Below are 18,726 nucleotides of genomic sequence, written 5' to 3'. Positions count from 1 at the left end.
GCGGACATGGCGGGCGTGCGACCGATGCTGAGCGGGGTCCCGGAGACCCTGCTGTGGACGCTCTACAACCGTGCGTACGAGGCGGGCCGGCGCTATCCGGTGCTGGACGATCCGGTGGCGCTGCGGCTGCTGGAGGATCTGGACTACCCCTTCGAGGAGCGGTTCGGGCGGCCGGACCCGTTCCACTCGCAGGCCCAGGGGCTGCGCTCGCGCTGCTTCGACCTGGCCGTGCAGGAGTACCTCGCCGACCGGCCGCGGGCCACCGTGGTCGCGCTCGGCGACGGCCTGGAGACCGGCTTCTGGCGGGTCGACAACGGCCGGCTGAACTGGCTGAGCGTGGATCTGCCGGAGGTGGCCGAGCTGCGCCGGAAGCTGCTGCCCGCCTCGGACCGGCTGCGCACGCTGTCGCGGTCGGCGACCGATCTGTCCTGGCTGGACGAGATCGAGGACCCGCAGGGCCGCGGCGTCGTCGTCACGACCCAGGGGCTGCTGATGTATCTGCGCCCCGTGGAGGTCCGGGAGATCCTGGCGGCCTGCGCCGAGCGGCTGCCCGGCGGCGTCCTGGTCCTGGACACGATGGCGCGCTGGCTCGCCAGGGGAACCGTGGCCGGCCGCTTCAAGGTCGGCACGATGACCGTTCCGCCGATGCGCTGGGCCATGAACCCCGGCGAGCGGCCCAAGCTGCGCGGTGCGCATCCGGCGATCACCGAGGTGCGCGCGCTGCGGCTGCCGCGGGGACGGGGCGCGATGGGCGAGCTGATCCGGATCCAGTCGCTGCTCCCGGGGCTTCGGACCCTGACGCCCGCGATGACGCAGCTGCGGTTCGGGGGACGGACCTCGCACTGACCGGGCGTCAGAAAGGTGGCGGGTACTGTTCCGCAGTGAGCCCGCCGCCGGGCTCACCGGCCCACTCGACGCATCGACCCGCGAGGCAGACCCCCGTGAATCTGGACGACTTCTCCGATCTGATCGAACGCCCCGACGGCGGCGTACGGCGCGACGCCGAGGAACGCCGGGAGCGCCTGATCGTTCCCGCCGGCTCCCTGGGCCGCCTGGACGAGCTGGGCGAATGGCTCTCGGCCGCGCAGCAGTCCGTACCGGTCCGGACGATCGAGCAGCCGCGCGTGGTGCTCTTCGCCGGTGATCACGGGGTGGCCGGGCTGGGCGTCTCCGGGCGCGCGGCCGGCACCGCGCACGAGCTGGTGCGGGCCACGCTGGACGGCGCGACGCCGCTCGCGGTACTGGCCCGGCAGTTCGCCGTACCGGTCCGGATCGTCGACGCCGGCCTGGACTGCGACCCGGAGCTGCTGCCCGAGTCGGTGGTACGTCACCGGGTGCGGCGCGGCAGCGGCCGGATCGACATCGAGGACGCGCTGACGGCCGAGGAGGCCGAGGAGGCGGTGCGGCTCGGCATGGCGATCGCCGACGAGGAGGCCGACTCGGGCACCGATCTGGTGGTGCTGGGCGATCTGAGCGTGGGCGGGACGACGGCCGCGGCCACGCTGATCGCGGCGCTGTGCGGCACGGACGCCTCGGTGGTCACCGGGCGCGGTGGTGCGGGGATCGACGATCTGGCGTGGATGCGCAAGTGCGCGGCGATCCGCGACGCACTGCGGCGGGCCCGGCCGGTCATGGGCGATCAGCTGGAGCTGCTGGCCACGGTGGGCGGTGCGGATCTGGCGGCGACGACCGGGTTCCTGCTCCAGTGCGCGGTGCGCAGGCTGCCGGTGATCCTGGACGGTGTGGTCTCCGCGGCCTGTGCGCTGGTGGGCCAGCGGGCGGCCTTCCGGGCGCCGGACTGGTGGCTGGCGGGTCAGACCAGCGGTGAGCCGGCGCAGGCCAAGGCGCTGGACCGGATGGCACTCAACCCGTTGCTGGACCACGGCGTCATCGTGGGGGAAGGAAGCGGGGCATTGCTCGCACTCCCGCTTGTCCGGGCCGCTGCCGCACTCGCGGCCGAGCTGCCCGAACACGACCCCGTCGCCGAGGAGAAGGACGGCGCCGACGAGGGAGCCGAGGCAGGCGCCACGTACGACGACGCCACCTGAGGCTCACGGACCGGCGGCGCTGCGGCCGTCGAACACCGGCCGCAGCGCAGTCCCTCATGCAGTGCGATGCACCATATGATCGCTTTTCATGGGAGAGGTCCGATTGTCCACCGAGGATTCCGGGCGGGGCACCGCCAGGGCACCGAGCACCGTCCGGTCACGGCGCGGCGCGGCATTCGCCATCTGGTACCTGCGCGTCGTGTCGTTCATCAACTTCCTGAGTGCCGTCTGGGTCACTCTCGGCAATGACCTGCGCCGCCACAACACCGCGAACTACTTCACTCCCTACCTGCTCACCGCGGGCTTCTCCTCCGGCGTCGTCGCGCTCTTCCTGGCCATCACCATGCGCCGCCGCAAGCGGGCCGCCTGGATCCTGAACATGGTGGTGAGCGGCCTGCTGCTGCTCCTGTTCGCCCTGGTGATCCTCTTCCCGGAGGTCCGGCGGTATCCGCAGAACTGGATCTCGCTGACGCTGACCGCCGCCTTCGTCGCCGCGCTGCTCCTGGGACGGCGCGAGTTCTACGCGAAGGGCGACCGGTCCAATCCGAAGCTGGCGGCCGTCGTCGCGGTCGGCGGGCTGCTGATCACCTCGCTGATCGCCGCCGGCCTGGTCACCCTCACCAACACCGCGACCGACGGCTACCGCTCCTCCTTCCTGGACCGCTGGCGCTACGGGGCGCTGAGGCTGGTCTCGGTGGCCGACAACGACGCCGCCTTCGCCGGGATCACCACCCCCGGCTGGGTCGACGTCACCATCAACGTGCTCTCCACGCTGCTGCTGATCGCCGTCGTGTACGCGGCGTTCCGGGCCCGCCGGGCCGTCGACCCGATCACCCCCGAGGACGAGGCCCGGCTCCGGGCGCTGCTGGACAGGCACGGCGACCGCGACTCGCTCGGCTACTTCTCGCTGCGCCGGGAGAAGAGCGTCACCTGGTCCCCGACCGGGAAGGCCGCCGTCGCCTACCGGGTGGTGGGCGGGGTGTCGCTCGCCTCCGGTGACCCCATCGGCGACCCGGAGGCGTGGCCCGGGGCGATCGAGCCGTGGCTGGCCGAGGCCCGCGAGCACGGCTGGATCCCGGCGGTGATGGGGGTGAGCGAGGAAGGCGGCACGGTCTACGCGCGGCACGGCCTGGACGCCCTGGAGCTGGGCGACGAAGCGATCGTGGAGACGGCGGAGTTCACCCTGGAGGGGCGGGCGATGCGGACCGTCCGCCAGGCGTACAACCGGGTCCGGCGCGCCGGGTACGAGGTGACCGTCCGCCGCCACGCGGACATCCCCGAGGAGGAGATGGCCGAACTGGTACGGCGCGCCGACGACTGGCGCGACGGGGCGACCGAACGCGGCTTCTCCATGGCGCTCGGCCGGCTCGGCGATCCGGCCGACGGGCAGTGCGTGATGCTCGAATGCCGGGACGCCCCGGCCGAGGCAGGCGGCGCGCCGGGCGAGCTGCGCGCCGTGCTGAGCTTCGTCCCCTGGGGGCCGAACGGCCTCTCGCTGGACCTGATGCGCCGTGACCGGGATGCCGAGAACGGGCTGATGGAGTTCATGGTCATCGAGCTCCTCCAGCGCGCCGAAGAGATCGGGATCACTCAGGTCTCGCTCAACTTCGCGATGTTCAGATCCGTCTTCGAGCGCGGTTCGCGGCTCGGTGCCGGACCGGTGCTGAGGCTGTGGCGTTCGATGCTCAGCTTCTTCTCGCGCTGGTGGCAGATCGAATCGCTGTACCGCGCCAACGCGAAGTACCGACCGATCTGGGAGCCGCGTTTCATGCTGTTCGAGAAGAGTTCGGACCTGCTGCGCATCGGCCTCGCGGCGGGGCGCGCCGAAGGGTTCCTGGAGGCGCCCGGTCTGCCCAAGTGGCTGCACCGCTCGCACCTCGGGACCGGTGGATGAGACCCGCACACGTGCTGCGCGGGGCGGCTCTCCGGGAGTGGGGCCCGCTGCTGAGGGCGGTGGGCGGCACACTCGCCGCGCTGCGGCTGCGCGCGATCCCGATGACGGTCTCCGCGGTCTGTCTGACGGCGCTGCTCCAGGCGGCGCAGAACCGGCCGTGGGGCTTCGGGGCGGTGCACGCCCTCGGAGCGGTGCGGGCCGAGGATCCGTTGTGGGCGGCGCTGCTGCGTACCCCGCTGTCGCTGTTCGTGCCGGCGCTGGATCTGCCGGTCTGGGGGGCGCTGGTGCAGATCCTGGTGGTGTTCGGGGCCGCCGAGATCTGTCTGGGCCGATGGCGCACGCTGCTGATCGCGTACGTGGCGACGCTGGCCGGGACGCTGTACGCGCGGATCGGTGTCGCGCTCGGCCCGGACGGGCTGTTCGGGCTGCCGGCCTCCGACGCCCAGGTCGTCGACACCGGCCCGTCGGCGGCGGTCGTCGGTCTCGCCGTCTATCTCTGCTACGCCTACCGGGCCCGCTTCACCGGGGCGCTGGTGATCGTGGCGATGGTGGTCGAGGTGGTGCTGAAGAACAATCTGGCGGGCAAGGAGCACCTGGTGGCGATCGCCGCGGTCCTGCTGATGTGCGTCCGTCCGCCCCGCCGGGACCGGCCCCGGGATCAGGACTTCCGTCCGGGGAGCGGCGTCCGGTCCGGTGCGCCGCCGATCAGGTCCTCGAATCTGCGCCGCGGGCCCACCCAGCGCACGTCGTGATGGTAGGCGCGCAGCACCGCCCGGGCGCGCGCCCGGTGACGGTTGCGATAGAAGCGCCTCGCCCACATCGAGGTCGGCCGGGCCAGCCGGATCGCCCCGATCAGCGCGACGAACGGGACGAGCGTGCCGACGACCGCGAGCCGCGCCTTGCCCTTGAAGAGGGAGATCAGCACGAAGCAGAAGTTGACGACCAGGGTCAGGACGACGCCGAGCCTGCCCTGCTGCTCGTCGCTGCTCAGCTCGTTCACGCCGAGCGGTGAGAACCCGCCCAGCACCAGCAGCACCAGCGCCGCGGTGAGGACCACCACCTCCACGCTCCGGCGGCCCTCCTCGGTCCAGTACACGTCGTCGAGGTGGAGGATCAGGGCGAATTCGTCCAGCACCAGCCCCGCGCCCGTACCGAAGATCACGGCACAGATCCCCGCGGTGACACCCTGCCGCCCGCTGGCGACCGCGCCGAAGCCGCCGACGATGCTCAGCACCACACCGGGGACCACGTGGTGGATGTGCATCCCGCCGGGAGTGAAGTTGCGGAACGGCCCCTTCCCCGCCCGGATCATCCGGGTGATGAACCGGGTGATCGCGAAGGTGAGCACAAAGGCGGCCAGGGCGAGGAGCAGCGGCAGCTTTCCCGGCTCGACGATGTTCCGATCGAACCAGTGACCCATGCCACCCACTCCTGATATGCCGCTTCTGTCATGTTCTGTCGCATTACGGGCAATCTATCGGCCGGGCGCACCGATTAGCCTGCGCGCCGTGACCTCCCTGAACAGCCACGGCATCCGTTTCGCCTTCGGCACCCTGACCGTGCTCCCCGTCCGCGTCACCCGCTGGGACCGTACGGCCGCCCGCGCCGGGATGCTGTGCGCCCCGCTCGCCGGCCTCGTCGTGGGGCTGCTCGCCGCGGTGCCCGGTGTCCTGTTGCTGCTGCTCGGCTCGGGGCCCCTGCTCGCCGCGGTCGCCTCGGCGGCCGTTCCCGCGGTGCTGACCCGGGGCCTGCATCTGGACGGTCTCGCGGACACCGCCGACGGCCTGGGCAGCGGCAAGCCGGCCGACGACGCGCTGCGGATCATGAAGCAGTCGGACATTGGGCCGTTCGGTGTGATCACCCTGCTGTTCGTGCTGCTGGCCCAGGTCGCGGCGCTCCATCAGCTGTACGGGCGGGGCTGGGCGTACGGCGCGGTGGCGGCGGCCGTCGCCGCGGTCACCGCCCGGCTCGCACTCACCCTGGCTTCCCGCCGGGGCGTGCCGCCGGCCCGTCCGGAGGGGCTGGGCGCGGCGGTGGCGGGCACGGTCACGGTCCGGGGCGCGGTGGCGGTCGGGGTGGTGGTGGTCGCGGGGTGCGCGGGGGCCGGGGCGCTCCTCGGCGGGTACGGGGCGCTGCGCCACGCGCTGGCCGCACTGGCCGCGCTCGGTGCCGCCCAGCTCCTGCTGCGGCACTGCGTGCGGCGCTTCGGCGGGGTGACCGGCGATGTCTTCGGCGCGCTGGCGGAGACGGCGGCGACGACGGCCCTGGTGGCCCTGACGATCGGTTAGGGCCGGTGCGTACCGCTCAGCTACGGGCCTTCGGGCACTCCTGGCGCCACACGCCGAGTTCGTACTTCTTCAGCAGCGAGCTGAGCCCCAGCCGCCGCGACTCGGCGCAGAACCGGCCGACCGGCAGCTCGTACTCGACGTGGAAGACGGCCTTGCCCGCCTTCACGAACGGGGTGAGTTCCCCGCACTCCTCGTACTGCGCGCACTGCTCGTTGACCGCGAAGTCGAAGTCCGGCTCCAGCTCCGGGATCTGCCCGAGGTCGTTCTTCAGGCCGACGGCGAGCCCGTGGCGGTGGGCGATCCGGGCGATGAGCCGGTTGTAGCGCAGCTGGTCGGCGGCGGTCAGCGGGAAGCCGGTGCGGTTGCGGTAGCCGTCCATGTTGTCCGGCTCCACCGCGTCGAACCCCTTCTCGGCGCACATCTCGATGCGCCGCTCCATCAGCGGCTCCAGGATGTCCGTACGGCGGATGTCGAGCCAGTACTCCCCCTCCCAGCCGTTGCTCTTCCCCCGTATCGAGGCGGGGAACTTCCCGGCGTCCGGGCGGAAGTCCTCCCAGGCGCCGGTGGAGAGGTAGCAGATCACCTTGCGGCCCCGGCGGTGCAGATCGCCGACCGCCGCGGCCTTGTGGTCGAAGCCGTCGATGTCGTACACCGGGACGTCCACCGTCGGGTCCAGCCGGCCGGAGAGCTGCCACTGCCAGCCGGTGCCCGGCCCGGGCCGCCAGCGTTCCCTCCCGGAGGGTTGCGGTGCCGACGTACAGCCGGTCAGCAGGACCAGCAGGGTCAGTACGGCGGCGGTCAGCGGCCGGCCTGCTCGCTTCACGCGTGCGGCCCCACGGGCGTGCATGGTTCTCCCCTTGTCGGTCCGGCACCGCCAACGACCCTACGTCCACGCCCGGTTCCGGCCTCACGGCCCCCGCCGTGAACGCCCCGGACCGGTCCCGGGGATCCACAACAGGCCACCGACGGCCCGCCGCCGTGATCCCGCAGCAATGGCGCGCGTAGGCTCATTCCCGGCACATTGCGGCGGCGTCTACGATGCGCCGGGCACGGTCGGCCCACCCCTCGACCGACAACGAACTCAACGGAAGCGAGATTTCACCACCGTGACTGCTCTCACTCTCAGCACTGCCGGTGCGGCGACGCTGCGCGCCGACGCACTCGTCGTCGGCGTCGCCAAGGGCGCCAAGGGGCCGGTCCTCGCACCGGGCTCCGAGGCCGTGGACAAGGCGTTCGGCGGAAAGCTCGCCACCGTCCTGGAGGCCCTGGGCGCCACGGGTGCCGAGGGCGAGGTGACCAAGCTCCCCGCGCCCGACGGCCTCAAGGTCCCGGTCGTCATCGCGGCCGGGCTCGGCACCGTCCCGGAGAAGGACGAGGCGTACGGCACCGAGGCGCTGCGCCGCGCCGCGGGCTCGGCCGCCCGCGCCCTGACCGGCTCGAAGAAGGCCGGTTTCGCGCTGCCCGTCGCGTCCGCCGAGGACGCCGAGGCGATCGCCGAGGGCGCGCTCCTGGGCGCGTACGCCTTCACCGCGTACCAGGGCGGCGAGAACAAGCTCGCCCCCAAGGGCAAGAAGAACGGCAACGGCGCGAAGCTCCCGCTCGGCGAGGTCGCCCTGCTCGGCACCAAGCCGCGCGACAAGGCGTTCAAGGCGGCCGCCGAGCGCGCCGTCGCGGTGGCCGAGGAGATCAACCGCGCCCGCGACCTGATCAACACCCCGCCGAACGACCTGTACCCCGAGTCCTTCGCCGCCGTGGCCACCGCCGCAGGCAAGGAGCACGGCATCAAGGTGCAGGTCCTGGACGAGAAGGCGCTCGTCAAGGGCGGCTACGGCGGTCTGCTGGGCGTCGGCCAGGGCTCGACCCACGGCCCGCGCCTGGTGAAGCTCGCCTACACGCACCCGAAGGCGGAGAAGACCCTGGCCCTGGTCGGCAAGGGCATCACCTACGACTCGGGCGGCATCTCGCTGAAGCCGGCCGGCCACAACGAGACGATGAAGTGCGACATGAGCGGCGCCGCCGCCGTGTTCGCGACCGTCGTCGCGGCCGCCCGTCTCGGCCTCCAGGTCAACGTCACCGGCTGGCTGGCGCTCGCCGAGAACATGCCGTCGGGCAACGCCACCCGCCCCGGTGACGTGCTGCACATGTACAGCGGCAAGACCGTCGAGGTCCTCAACACGGACGCCGAGGGCCGGCTCGTCCTCGCCGACGCGCTGACCCGCGCCTCCGAGGAGAACCCGGACGCGATCGTCGACGTGGCGACCCTGACCGGCGCGATGGTGCTGGCGCTGGGCAACCGCACCTTCGGCATCATGGCGAACGACGACGCCTTCCGTACCTCCATCCACGAGATCGCCGAGGAGGTCGGCGAGGCCTCCTGGCCGATGCCGCTCCCCGCCGACCTCCGCAAGGGCATGGACTCCCCGACCGCCGACATCGCCAACATGGGCGAGCGGATGGGCGGCGGCCTGGTGGCCGGTCTGTTCCTGCAGGAGTTCGTGGGCGAGGGCATCGCCTGGGCGCACCTGGACATCGCCGGCCCGGCCTTCCACGAGGGCGCGCCGTACGGCTACACGCCGAAGGGCGGCACGGGCTCCTCGGTCCGCACGCTGGTCAGGCTGGCCGAGCGCACCGCCGCCGGCGACCTCGGCTGAGGTCTCCCGAACGTGACGTACGGCCCCGGGCACAGGCCCGGGGCCGTACGTGTTGGCCGATGGCACCGCCGCGCGGATCCGGCCGGTTTCGCTCTCGACGAAATCGGCAGGGGTCTACGCAGCGGTAACCCCCTGAGACGGATGATCGTCCGCCTCAGACCCGGGCCCCGCGTCCCGCTCACCGTCAACAAGTGCGAAGATGGGTTCTCGGCAGGACAGGGCCCCCACCACAGGGCCGAATGACAAAGCGGCCGAACACCAGCCGACCGGCCGGTCACACCCCAGCGACGGGGCCCGGCGTACGGCGCACATGCATGGAGGACGTGACGTGGCGAACGACGCCAGCACCGTTTTCGACCTAGTGATCCTCGGCGGTGGTAGCGGCGGTTACGCCGCGGCCCTGCGCGGAGCGCAGCTGGGCCTGGACGTCGCTCTGATCGAGAAGGGCAAGGTCGGCGGCACCTGCCTGCACAACGGCTGTATCCCCACGAAGGCCCTGCTGCACGCCGGTGAGATCGCCGACCAGGCGCGCGAGTCCGAGCAGTTCGGTGTCAAGGCCACCTTCGAGGGCATCGACATCGAGGCCGTCCACAAGTACAAGGACGACGTGATCTCGGGCCTGTACAAGGGTCTGCAGGGTCTCATCGCCTCGCGCAAGGTCACCTACATCGAGGGCGAGGGACGGCTCTCCTCCCCCACCTCGGTGGATGTGAACGGCCAGCGCGTCCAGGGCCGCCACGTGCTGCTCGCGACCGGCTCCGTGCCGAAGTCGCTGCCGGGCCTGGAGATCGACGGCAACCGCATCATCTCGTCGGACCACGCGCTGAAGCTGGACCGCGTCCCGAAGTCCGCGATCGTGCTGGGCGGCGGCGTCATCGGCGTCGAGTTCGCCTCGGCGTGGACGTCCTTCGGCACCGACGTGACGATCATCGAGGGCCTGAAGCACCTCGTCCCGGTCGAGGACGAGAACAGCTCGAAGCTTCTTGAGCGCGCTTTCCGCAAGCGCGGCATCAAGTTCAACCTCGGTACGTTCTTCCAGAGCGCCGAGTACACGCAGGACGGCGTCCGTGTGACCCTCGCCGACGGCAAGACCTTCGAGGCCGAGGTGCTGCTGGTCGCCATCGGCCGCGGCCCGGTCTCGCAGGGCCTGGGCTACGAGGAGGCCGGCGTCGCGACGGACCGCGGCTACGTCCTCGTCGACGAGTACATGCAGACCAACGTGGAGACCATCTCGGCCGTGGGTGACCTGGTCCCGACGCTCCAGCTCGCGCACGTCGGCTTCGCCGAGGGCATCCTGGTGGCGGAGCGGCTGGCCGGTCTGAAGACCGTTCCGATCGACTACGACGGTGTCCCGCGGGTGACGTACTGCCACCCCGAGGTCGCCTCCGTGGGCATCACCGAGGCCAAGGCCAAGGAGCTCTACGGCGCGGACAAGGTCGTCGCTCTGAAGTACAACCTCGCGGGCAACGGCAAGAGCAAGATCCTCAAGACCGCGGGCGAGATCAAGCTCGTCCAGGTCAAGGACGGTGCCGTGGTCGGCGTCCACATGGTCGGTGACCGTATGGGCGAGCAGGTCGGCGAAGCCCAGCTGATCTACAACTGGGAGGCGCTGCCGGCCGAGGTCGCGCAGCTCATCCACGCCCACCCGACGCAGAACGAGGCGATGGGCGAGGCCCACCTGGCTCTCGCCGGCAAGCCGCTGCACTCCCACGACTGATCCAGTCGACCGGGCGCGACGACCGACCTACTTCCGCACTTTCGTAAGGAGCAACTGAAACCATGTCGGTTTCCGTAACCCTTCCGGCGCTCGGCGAGAGCGTCACCGAGGGAACTGTCACCCGCTGGCTGAAGGCCGAGGGCGAGCGCGTCGAGGCCGACGAGCCGTTGCTCGAGGTTTCGACCGACAAGGTCGACACCGAGATCCCGGCCCCCGCGGCCGGCATCCTGGCCGCCATCAAGGTCGCCGAGGACGAGACCGTCGAGGTCGGCGCCGAGCTGGCCATCATCGACGACGGCACCACCGCGGCTACCGCCGCTGCGGCGCCCGTCGCTGCCGTTCAGACCCCGGCCGCCCCGGCCCCGGTCGCCGAGGCCCCCGCCGCGGCTCCGGCCCCCGCCGTCGAGGCCCCGGCCGCCGCCGCACCGGCCGGTGGCGCCGCCGGTACCGACGTCACCCTTCCGGCGCTCGGCGAGAGCGTCACCGAGGGCACCGTCACCCGCTGGCTGAAGGAGGTCGGCGAGGAGGTCACGGAGGACGAGCCCCTCCTGGAGGTCTCCACGGACAAGGTCGACACCGAGATCCCGGCCCCGGTCTCCGGTGTGCTGCTGGAGATCGTCGTCGCCGAGGACGAGACCGCCGAGGTCGGCGCCAAGCTCGCCGTCATCGGTGCCGCGGGCGCTGCTCCGGCCGCCGCTCCGGCTCCGGCCGCTCCGGCTCCCGTGGCGGCTCCGGCCCCGGCTCCGGCCGCCGCTGCCCCCGCTCCGGCCGCTCCGGCCGCTCCCGCGCCGGCTCCGGCCCCGGTGGCGCCCGCCGCCCCCGTCGCCGCTCCGGCTCCGGTGGCTCCGGCCGCTCCGGCTCCGGTCGCCGCTCCGGCTCCGGTCGCCCCGGTCGCCCCGGCCGCGACCTCCGTCGACGACGGCGCTTACGTCACGCCGCTGGTCCGCAAGCTCGCCGCCGAGAACGGCGTCGACCTGGGCGCGGTCAAGGGCACCGGTGTCGGTGGCCGTATCCGCAAGCAGGACGTCGTCGCCGCCGCGGAGGCCGCCAGGGCCGCCGCGGCCGCCCCGGCTCCGGCCGCCGCCGCTGTGACTGCCGGAGGCCGTGCCGCCTCGAAGGCGCCGAAGCTGGAGGCGTCCCCGCTGCGCGGTCAGACGGTCAAGATGACCCGCATGCGCAAGGTCATCGGCGACAACATGATGAAGGCCCTGCACTCGCAGGCCCAGCTGACCTCGGTCGTCGAGGTCGACGTCACCAAGCTGATGAAGCTGCGCAACAAGGCGAAGGACGCGTTCGCCGCCCGCGAGGGCGTCAAGCTGTCCCCGATGCCGTTCTACGTCAAGGCGGCGGCCCAGGCGCTGAAGGCCCACCCGGTCGTCAACGCCCGGATCAACGAGGACGAGGGCACCATCACGTACTTCGACTCGGAGAACATCGGCATCGCCGTGGACGCCGAGAAGGGTCTGATGACCCCGGTCATCAAGGGTGCGGGCGACCTGAACATCGCCGGTATCTCGAAGAAGACCGCCGAGCTGGCCGGCAAGGCCCGCGGTGGCGGCCTGACGCCGGACGACATGTCCGGTGCCACCTTCACCATCAGCAACACCGGCTCGCGCGGTGCGCTGTTCGACACCGTCATCGTGCCCCCGAACCAGGCGGCCATCCTGGGCATCGGTGCCACGGTCAAGCGTCCGGCGGTCATCGAGACCGAGGAGGGCACCGTCATCGGTGTCCGCGACATGACGTACCTCTCGCTCTCCTACGACCACCGCCTGGTGGACGGCGCGGACGCCGCCCGCTACCTGACCTCGGTCAAGGCGATCCTGGAGGCCGGTGAGTTCGAGGTCGAGCTCGGCCTCTGAACACCGCGGCTGTAACCAGCCTCACCAGCGGCGCCCCCGTCCGGATCACTTCCGGACGGGGGCGCCGCCGTATTGTCTAGACACCACCGGTCGCCCCGGCAATCGTGATGGTGCGGACAGCACCGGTTTGCCCCGAAGGAGCCCCTCATGACCCCGCCCGTCGTCCACTCGCTGCGCGAACAGATCCGCGAGCACATCGTGGACGGGATCGTCAGCGGGCGCTGGAAGCCCGGTGAGCGGATCGTGGAGCGCCGGATCGCCACCGAGCTGGAGGTCAGCCAGACACCCGTGCGCGAGGCGCTGCGGGAGCTGGAGACGCTCCGGCTGATCGAGTCGGCGCCCAACAAGGGCGTGCGGGTCCGCAATCTCACCGCCGCCGATCTGGAGGAGAGCTACCCGGTACGGGCCGGTCTGGAGCAGATCGCGGCGGAGCTGGCGGCCCCGGCCCTCGGCGAGGACTGCTCGCGCCTCACGCCTCATGTGACGGCGCTCTACGAGGCGGACCGGCTGGCCGACGGCGAGGCGCAGGTGCGGCACACCGTGGCCTTCCACCGCGAGATGGTGCGGGCCGCCGGGAACGCCGTGCTGCTGCACACCTGGGAGGGGCTGGGCATCGAGGTGTTCACCGCCCTGTCGATCCGGTGGCTGGGCACGGTGCAGAAGTCGTACGCGGAGGAGCACGAGGCCCTCATCGAGGCGTTCCTGCGCAAGGACCCGGACATCGGCGTACTGGCCAAGGCGCACGTGCTCGGCTGCGCGCCGCGCGCCTGAGGGCGCTACGCATCTGTCGTGGGGGGCGCTCTCCCGTGCAGGCGGGCGCCCTTTTTGTGCGATAGATCCCGTCACTCCGTGCCCTGTTTCGCGGCACCGCATGCCAATTTCTTCATATCGAGAAGTTTTGCCCTTCACCCTTTGATCGATCATCGATCGGCGACTTACAGTTCACTCCGCGGGCCCACCGGCCCCATCGCCCTGTCCTGCCAGTCAGGGCCTTCTCCACCCCCCTCCACTCCGGAAGGCGGCGATCATGACCGACCCCGTAGGAAAGCTTCCGAGCGAGCTCGACCAGCTCCCGGACCGTGACCCCGAGGAGACCGCCGAATGGGCGGCCTCCCTGGATGCCGTCACCAAGGCCGCGGGCCCGCACCGGGCCGCGTACCTGATGCGTCGCTCGCTCGAACACGCCGAGGGCGCCGGTCTCGCGCTGCCCAAGCTGCTGGAGACCGATTACGTCAACTCCATCCCGACCGCCGCCGAGCCCGCGTTCGACGGCGACCTGGAGATGGAGTCCAGGATCACCGCCTGGAACCGCTGGAACGCGGCCGCGATGGTCACCCGCGGCTCCCGCTTCGGCGTCGGCGGCCACATCGCCACCTTCGCCTCGGCGGCCTGGCTGTACGAGACCGGCTTCAACCACTTCTTCCGCGGCAAGGAGGGGGACGGCTCCGGCGACCAGCTCTACATCCAGGGCCACGCCTCCCCCGGCATCTACGCCCGCGCCTTCCTCGACGGCCGGCTGAGCGAGCAGCAGCTCGACAACTTCCGCCAGGAGGCGGGCGGCAACGGCCTGCCGTCCTACCCGCACCCGCGGCGGCTGCCCTGGCTGTGGGAGTTCCCCACCGTGTCGATGGGCCTCGGCCCGCTCTCGGCGATCTACCAGGCGCGCTTCAACCGCTACCTCGCCAACCGCAACATCAAGGACACGTCGAACTCGCACGTCTGGGCCTTCCTGGGCGACGGCGAGATGGACGAGCCCGAGTCGACCGCCGCCCTCGCGCTGGCGGCCCGTGAGCGGCTCGACAACCTGACCTTCGTCATCAACTGCAACCTGCAGCGCCTCGACGGCCCGGTCCGCGCCAACTTCCGCGTGGTCCAGGAGCTGGAGGGCGCGTTCCGCGGTGCCGGCTGGAACGTCGTCAAGACGCTCTGGGGCAACGCCTGGGACGAGCTGTTCCGGCTGGACACCACCGGTGCGCTGGTCCGCCGGCTCCGGGAGGTCCCGGACGCGCAGTTCCAGACGTACGCCACCCGCGACGTCGCGTACATCCGCGAGCACTTCTTCGGCGCCGAGCCCGCGCTCGCCGAGCTGGCGAAGCTGCTCACCGACGCGAAGATCGCCGAGTGCTTCTACACCTCCCGCGGCGGCCACGAGGCCCGCAAGGTGTACGCGGCGTACAAGGCCGCCGTCGAGCACAAGGGCGCGCCGACCGTGATCCTCGCCCAGACGGTGAAGGGCTTCACGCTCGGCAAGGGCTTCGAGTCCAAGAACGCCAACCACCAGATGAAGAAGCTGTCCGTCGACGAGTTCAAGGACATGCGCGAGCTGCTCGGACTCCCGATCCCGGACAGCGCCTTCGCCGACGGCCTGGTGCCCTACGGCCACCCGGGCGCCGACTCCCCCGAGGTCCGCTACCTCCAGGAGCGCCGTGCCGCCCTCGGCGGTCCCGCCCCGGCCCGCCGGGTGCACGCGGTGGCGCTGCCGCAGCCCGAGGAGCGCGCGTTCGCCGCGCTGAAGAAGGGCTCCGGCAAGCAGGAGATGGCCACGACCATGGCCTTCGTCCGCCTGGTCAAGGACCTGATGCGGGACAAGGAGACCGGCAGGCGCTGGGTTCCGATCGTCCCGGACGAGGCCCGTACCTTCGGTATGGAGTCGCTGTTCCCCTCGGCCGGCATCTACTCCCCGCTGGGCCAGACGTACGAGCCGGTCGACCGCGACCAGCTGATGTACTACAAGGAGGCCAAGGACGGCCAGATCCTCAACGAGGGGATCACCGAGGCCGGGGCCATGGCCGACTTCATCGCCGCCTCGACGTCGTACGCGACGCACGGCGAGACGATGATCCCCTTCTACATCTTCTACTCGATGTTCGGCTGGCAGCGGACCGGCGACCAGATGTGGCAGCTCGCCGACCAGCTCGGCAAGGGCTTCATCGTCGGTGCCACCGCGGGCCGTACGACGCTGACCGGTGAGGGCCTCCAGCACGCGGACGGCCACTCGCAGCTGATCGCCGCCACGAACCCCGCGTCGCTCAACTACGACCCGGCGTTCGCGTACGAGATCGCGGTGATCGTCAAGGACGGTCTGCGCCGGATGTACGGCCCCGAGGCCGAGAACGTCTTCTACTACCTGACGGTCTACAACGAGCCGAAGCCGCAGCCCGCGATGCCGGAGGGCGTCGAGGAGGGCATCGTCAAGGGTCTGTACCGCTTCAAGGAGGGCACACCCGCCTCGGCGGACGCCCCGCGGGCCCAGCTGCTGGCCTCCGGTACGGCGATCCACTGGGCCCTGGAGGCGCAGGAGCTGCTGGCCTCGGACTGGGGGGTCACGGCCGACGTCTGGTCCGCCACCTCCTGGGGCGAGCTGCGCCGCGAGGCGCTGGAGTGCGACGAGGCGCTGCTCCGCGGTGAGCAGCGGGTGCCGTACGTGACCCAGGCGCTGGAGGGCGCACCGGGTCCGGTCGTCGCGGTCAGCGACTGGATGCGTCAGGTCCCGGACCAGATCAGCCAGTGGGTGGAGCAGGACTGGTCCTCGCTCGGCACGGACGGCTTCGGCCTCTCCGACACCCGCGACGCGGCCCGCCGCCACTTCGGCGTCGACGCCCGCTCGGTCACGGTCGCGGCCCTGGCCCAGCTGGCCCGCCGCGGCGAGGTGACCGCGGCCTCGGTCAAGGAGGCCCGGGAGCGGTACGGGCTGTGAGGTGACGGCGGCCGGGCACACGCCCGGCCGCCTCACGCGGTGTGCGGCCACAATGGCCGCATGCGCGCTGCCCGTCTCATCAGAATGGTGCTGCTCCTGCAGTCCCGTCCCGCCATGACCGCCGCCGAGCTCGCGAGGGAGCTGGAGGTGTCCGAGCGGACCGTGACCCGGGACGCGCAGGCGCTCTCGGAGGCGGGCGTTCCGGTGTACGCGGACCGGGGCCGGGCCGGGGGCTACCGGCTGGTCGGCGGCTACCGCACGCGCCTGACCGGCCTGGCCCGCGACGAGGCGGAGGCGCTCTTCCTCTCCGGACTGCCGTCCGCGCTGCGCGAGATGGGCCTGGAGGACGCCGCGTCCGCCGCCCGGCTCAAGGTGTCGGCGGCCCTGCTGCCCTCGCTGCGGGACGCCTCCGAGAGTGCCGGCCGGCGCTTCCACCTGGATGCTCCGGGCTGGTACCAGGAGCCGGTCACCCCCGAACTGCTGCCGGCCGTCGCCGAGGCCGTCTGGGACGACCGGCTCGTCCGCGCGCGCTACCGCCGGGGCGGCGGGGACCGCGACGTGGAGCGGGAGATGGCACCGCACGGGCTCGTCCTGAAGGCCGGGGTCTGGTACGTCTGCGCCCGCGTCGGGGACGACTTCCGGGTGTACCGGATCGACCGGTTCTCGGCCGTGACGGTGACCGACGAGCGGTTCGGGCGCGACGAGCGGTTCGATCTGCCGGGCTTCTGGGAGGAGCGGGCCGCCCAGTTCGCCCGGTCGCTGCTGCGGTGCGAGGTGACGGTGCGGGTGTCACCCGAGGGCGTACGCCGACTGCCGCACACCATGGACCGTTCGGCGGTCCACGAGGCCCTGGAGGCGGCCGGCCCGCCCGATGCCGAGGGGTGGCTCACCCTCACCCTGCCGGTCGAGTCCGACGAGGTCGCCTACAGTCAACTGCTGTCCCTGGGGCCGGAGTCGGAGGTCCTGGAGCCGGCCGCGCTGCGGGCCCGTTTCGCCGCTGCCGCCGAACGCCTGGGCGAGCTCTATCGCTGAGGGTTTCTTTTCCCCGCGTCCGCGTGCGTCGCCCCCTGCCAGGGCCGATGCTTGTCCCGTGATGGACGAGACGGAGTTCTGGGAGATCATCGACAGCACCCGCGCGGCCGCCGAGGGCGACCCCGAGGACCAGGCCGACCTGCTCGTCGAACGGCTGGTGCGGCTCGATCCCGACGCGGTGCTGGACTTCGCCCGGCACTTCGAGGCCCGTTTCAACCGCGCCTACCGCTGGGAGCTGTGGGGTGCCGCCGCCGTACTGCTCGGCGGCGCGAGCGACGACGCCTTCGACTTCTTCCGCTGCTGGCTGATCGGCCAGGGCCGGGAGATCTTCGAGGGCGCCCTGCACGACCCGGACGGCCTCGCCGGTCTCCTCGACGACTTCGACGAGGAGATCGACGGGGACGGCGAGGATCTCGGCTACGCCGCCGACGAGGCGTACGAACAGCTCACCGGTGTGGTCGCCCCGGACCTCGGCCTGCCGCCCCAGGCCGCCGAGCCCGAGGGGACGCCCGTGAGCTTCGAGGACGACGCGGCCCTGGCGGAGCGCTTCCCCTCGCTCTGGGAGCGGTTCGGGCCGGGCTGAGCGGCGCTGTGGGGCCGTCGCCTCAGAAGTGGGTTCCGCCGTCGATCCGGATCTCCGTGCCGGTGATGAACGCCCCGTCCCGGGAGCCGAGCATCGCGACGACGCCCGCGACGGTGTCCGGGCTGGCGAAGCCCGTGCCGAGAGCCGGGGCCAGCTTCATGAAGAGCGACATGTCGGCGTCGGCGGGCAGCCCCGGACCGTTGCCGCTGGTCATGTCGGAGGAGATGGAGCCGGGCGCGACGGCGACGAACCGCACCCCCTGCTTGCTGTACTCGCTCGCCAGCGCGTGCGTCATCGACTGGATGCCGCCCTTGCTGGCCGCGTACGCCGACATGTACGGGTGCGCGAAGCTCGCCGAGGTGGAGGAGAAGTTCACGACGGCCGGCTCGTTGCCCTCCAGCAGGGCCGGGATCGCCTCGCGGATCATCAGGAAGGTACCCGTGAGGTTGACCGCGATGATCTTGTTGAAGAACTCCAGCGACGTCTTGTGGGTGTGCTCGGAGCGCAGGATCCCGGCCGCGTTGACCAGGACGTCGAGCCCGCCGAGGGTCCGAACGGCGGAGGCGACGCCCGCCTGGACCGCGGCCTCGTCCGAGATGTCCAGGACGAGGGTGGTGAGGCGCTCGGCGGTGCCGTTCGCCACGGCGGTGTCGTGGGTGGCCTTCAGCCCGGTCTCGTTGACGTCGGCTGCGACGATGCGGCCGCCCTCGGCGAGGAGGCGGTGGACGGTGGCCTGGCCGATGCCGGAGCCGGCCCCGGTGATGAGTGCGCGGCGGCCTTCGTAGCGGTTCATGTCTGTGTCTCTCCCGATCCCGGTGACTGCCCGGTGACTGCTGTCCCGAAGCGTCTCGGCGGCGCCCCGATGACGTCCCGATCAATGCCCACCGTACGCCTAGGTGGCACGTTTTGCCACGACGGCATTTCACGCATCCCTCTCCCCTGCCGGGGTAATCT

General features: G+C 71.6%; 15 protein-coding genes. 12 read left to right on the top strand and 3 right to left on the bottom strand.

The genetic code is table 11. The features are described from left to right. Positions 1-6 precede the first annotated feature (6 nt). The 4 genes from ACWCPY_RS04175 (at position 7) to ACWCPY_RS04160 (ending at position 4,694) form a co-directional block, all read left to right on the top strand. On the top strand, positions 7-846 hold the full coding sequence (locus tag ACWCPY_RS04175; protein ID WP_451262768.1) for a class I SAM-dependent methyltransferase: 840 nt from the start codon (positions 7-9) through the stop codon (positions 844-846). A 95-nt stretch (positions 847-941) separates the two neighbouring features. Continuing rightward, on the top strand, positions 942-2,048 hold the full coding sequence (gene cobT, locus ACWCPY_RS04170; protein WP_451262767.1) for a nicotinate-nucleotide--dimethylbenzimidazole phosphoribosyltransferase: 1,107 nt from the start codon (positions 942-944) through the stop codon (positions 2,046-2,048). Between the two features lie 88 nt (positions 2,049-2,136). Beyond that, positions 2,137-3,942, top strand: coding sequence for a phosphatidylglycerol lysyltransferase domain-containing protein (locus ACWCPY_RS04165; protein WP_451262766.1), 1,806 nt, complete (start codon positions 2,137-2,139; stop codon positions 3,940-3,942). Then, entirely contained in the window at positions 3,939-4,694 is a 756-nt protein-coding gene (locus ACWCPY_RS04160) for a hypothetical protein (protein ID WP_451262765.1), read from the top strand. Before ACWCPY_RS04165 ends, ACWCPY_RS04160 begins: the two co-directional genes overlap by 4 nt. On the opposite strand, the gene ACWCPY_RS04155 is transcribed toward ACWCPY_RS04160, so the two are convergent. Continuing rightward, complete coding sequence (locus ACWCPY_RS04155) at positions 4,601-5,362, bottom strand: hypothetical protein (RefSeq protein ID WP_451262764.1); 762 nt, start codon at positions 5,360-5,362, stop codon at positions 4,601-4,603. The genes ACWCPY_RS04160 and ACWCPY_RS04155 overlap by 94 nt on opposite strands. 88 nt (positions 5,363-5,450) lie before the next feature. Here ACWCPY_RS04155 and ACWCPY_RS04150 point away from each other — a divergent pair, with 88 nt between their 5' ends. Next, complete coding sequence (locus tag ACWCPY_RS04150; protein WP_451262763.1) at positions 5,451-6,230, top strand: adenosylcobinamide-GDP ribazoletransferase; 780 nt, start codon at positions 5,451-5,453, stop codon at positions 6,228-6,230. 16 nt (positions 6,231-6,246) lie between these two features. Here ACWCPY_RS04150 and ACWCPY_RS04145 read toward each other — a convergent pair whose 3' ends face one another. Continuing rightward, entirely contained in the window at positions 6,247-7,077 is an 831-nt protein-coding gene (locus ACWCPY_RS04145) for an endo alpha-1,4 polygalactosaminidase (protein ID WP_451262762.1), read from the bottom strand. A gap of 259 nt (positions 7,078-7,336) precedes the next feature. Here ACWCPY_RS04145 and ACWCPY_RS04140 point away from each other — a divergent pair, with 259 nt between their 5' ends. The 7 genes from ACWCPY_RS04140 (at position 7,337) to ACWCPY_RS04110 (ending at position 17,772) form a co-directional block, all read left to right on the top strand. Continuing rightward, positions 7,337-8,881 (top strand): leucyl aminopeptidase, encoded by a 1,545-nt coding sequence (locus ACWCPY_RS04140; protein WP_451262761.1) that lies wholly within the window; start codon positions 7,337-7,339, stop codon positions 8,879-8,881. 328 nt (positions 8,882-9,209) lie between these two features. Next, the gene (lpdA, locus tag ACWCPY_RS04135; RefSeq protein WP_451262760.1) at positions 9,210-10,598 is read left to right on the top strand and encodes a dihydrolipoyl dehydrogenase; all 1,389 of its coding nucleotides are present in this window, start codon (positions 9,210-9,212) and stop codon (positions 10,596-10,598) included. Positions 10,599-10,660: 62 nt separating this feature from the next. Then, positions 10,661-12,460 carry a 2-oxoglutarate dehydrogenase, E2 component, dihydrolipoamide succinyltransferase gene (gene sucB, locus ACWCPY_RS04130; protein ID WP_451262759.1) on the top strand — a complete coding sequence of 600 codons (1,800 nt, stop codon included), beginning with the start codon at positions 10,661-10,663 and terminating at the stop codon, positions 12,458-12,460. Between the two features lie 147 nt (positions 12,461-12,607). Next, positions 12,608-13,231 carry a GntR family transcriptional regulator gene (locus ACWCPY_RS04125; protein WP_329813855.1) on the top strand — a complete coding sequence of 208 codons (624 nt, stop codon included), beginning with the start codon at positions 12,608-12,610 and terminating at the stop codon, positions 13,229-13,231. A gap of 256 nt (positions 13,232-13,487) precedes the next feature. Further along, the gene (gene aceE / locus ACWCPY_RS04120; protein ID WP_451262758.1) at positions 13,488-16,157 is read left to right on the top strand and encodes a pyruvate dehydrogenase (acetyl-transferring), homodimeric type; all 2,670 of its coding nucleotides are present in this window, start codon (positions 13,488-13,490) and stop codon (positions 16,155-16,157) included. A 60-nt stretch (positions 16,158-16,217) separates the two neighbouring features. Then, entirely contained in the window at positions 16,218-17,189 is a 972-nt protein-coding gene (locus ACWCPY_RS04115; RefSeq protein ID WP_451262757.1) for a helix-turn-helix transcriptional regulator, read from the top strand. Positions 17,190-17,250: 61 nt separating this feature from the next. Further along, complete coding sequence (locus ACWCPY_RS04110) at positions 17,251-17,772, top strand: DUF4240 domain-containing protein (RefSeq protein ID WP_451262823.1); 522 nt, start codon at positions 17,251-17,253, stop codon at positions 17,770-17,772. Between the two features lie 22 nt (positions 17,773-17,794). Here ACWCPY_RS04110 and ACWCPY_RS04105 read toward each other — a convergent pair whose 3' ends face one another. Next, entirely contained in the window at positions 17,795-18,565 is a 771-nt protein-coding gene (locus tag ACWCPY_RS04105) for an SDR family NAD(P)-dependent oxidoreductase (RefSeq protein ID WP_451262756.1), read from the bottom strand. Positions 18,566-18,726 lie beyond the last annotated feature (161 nt).

The organism is Streptomyces sp. NPDC002403, from assembly GCF_053593015.1.
This window is presented reverse-complemented; position numbering and strand designations above follow the sequence as displayed.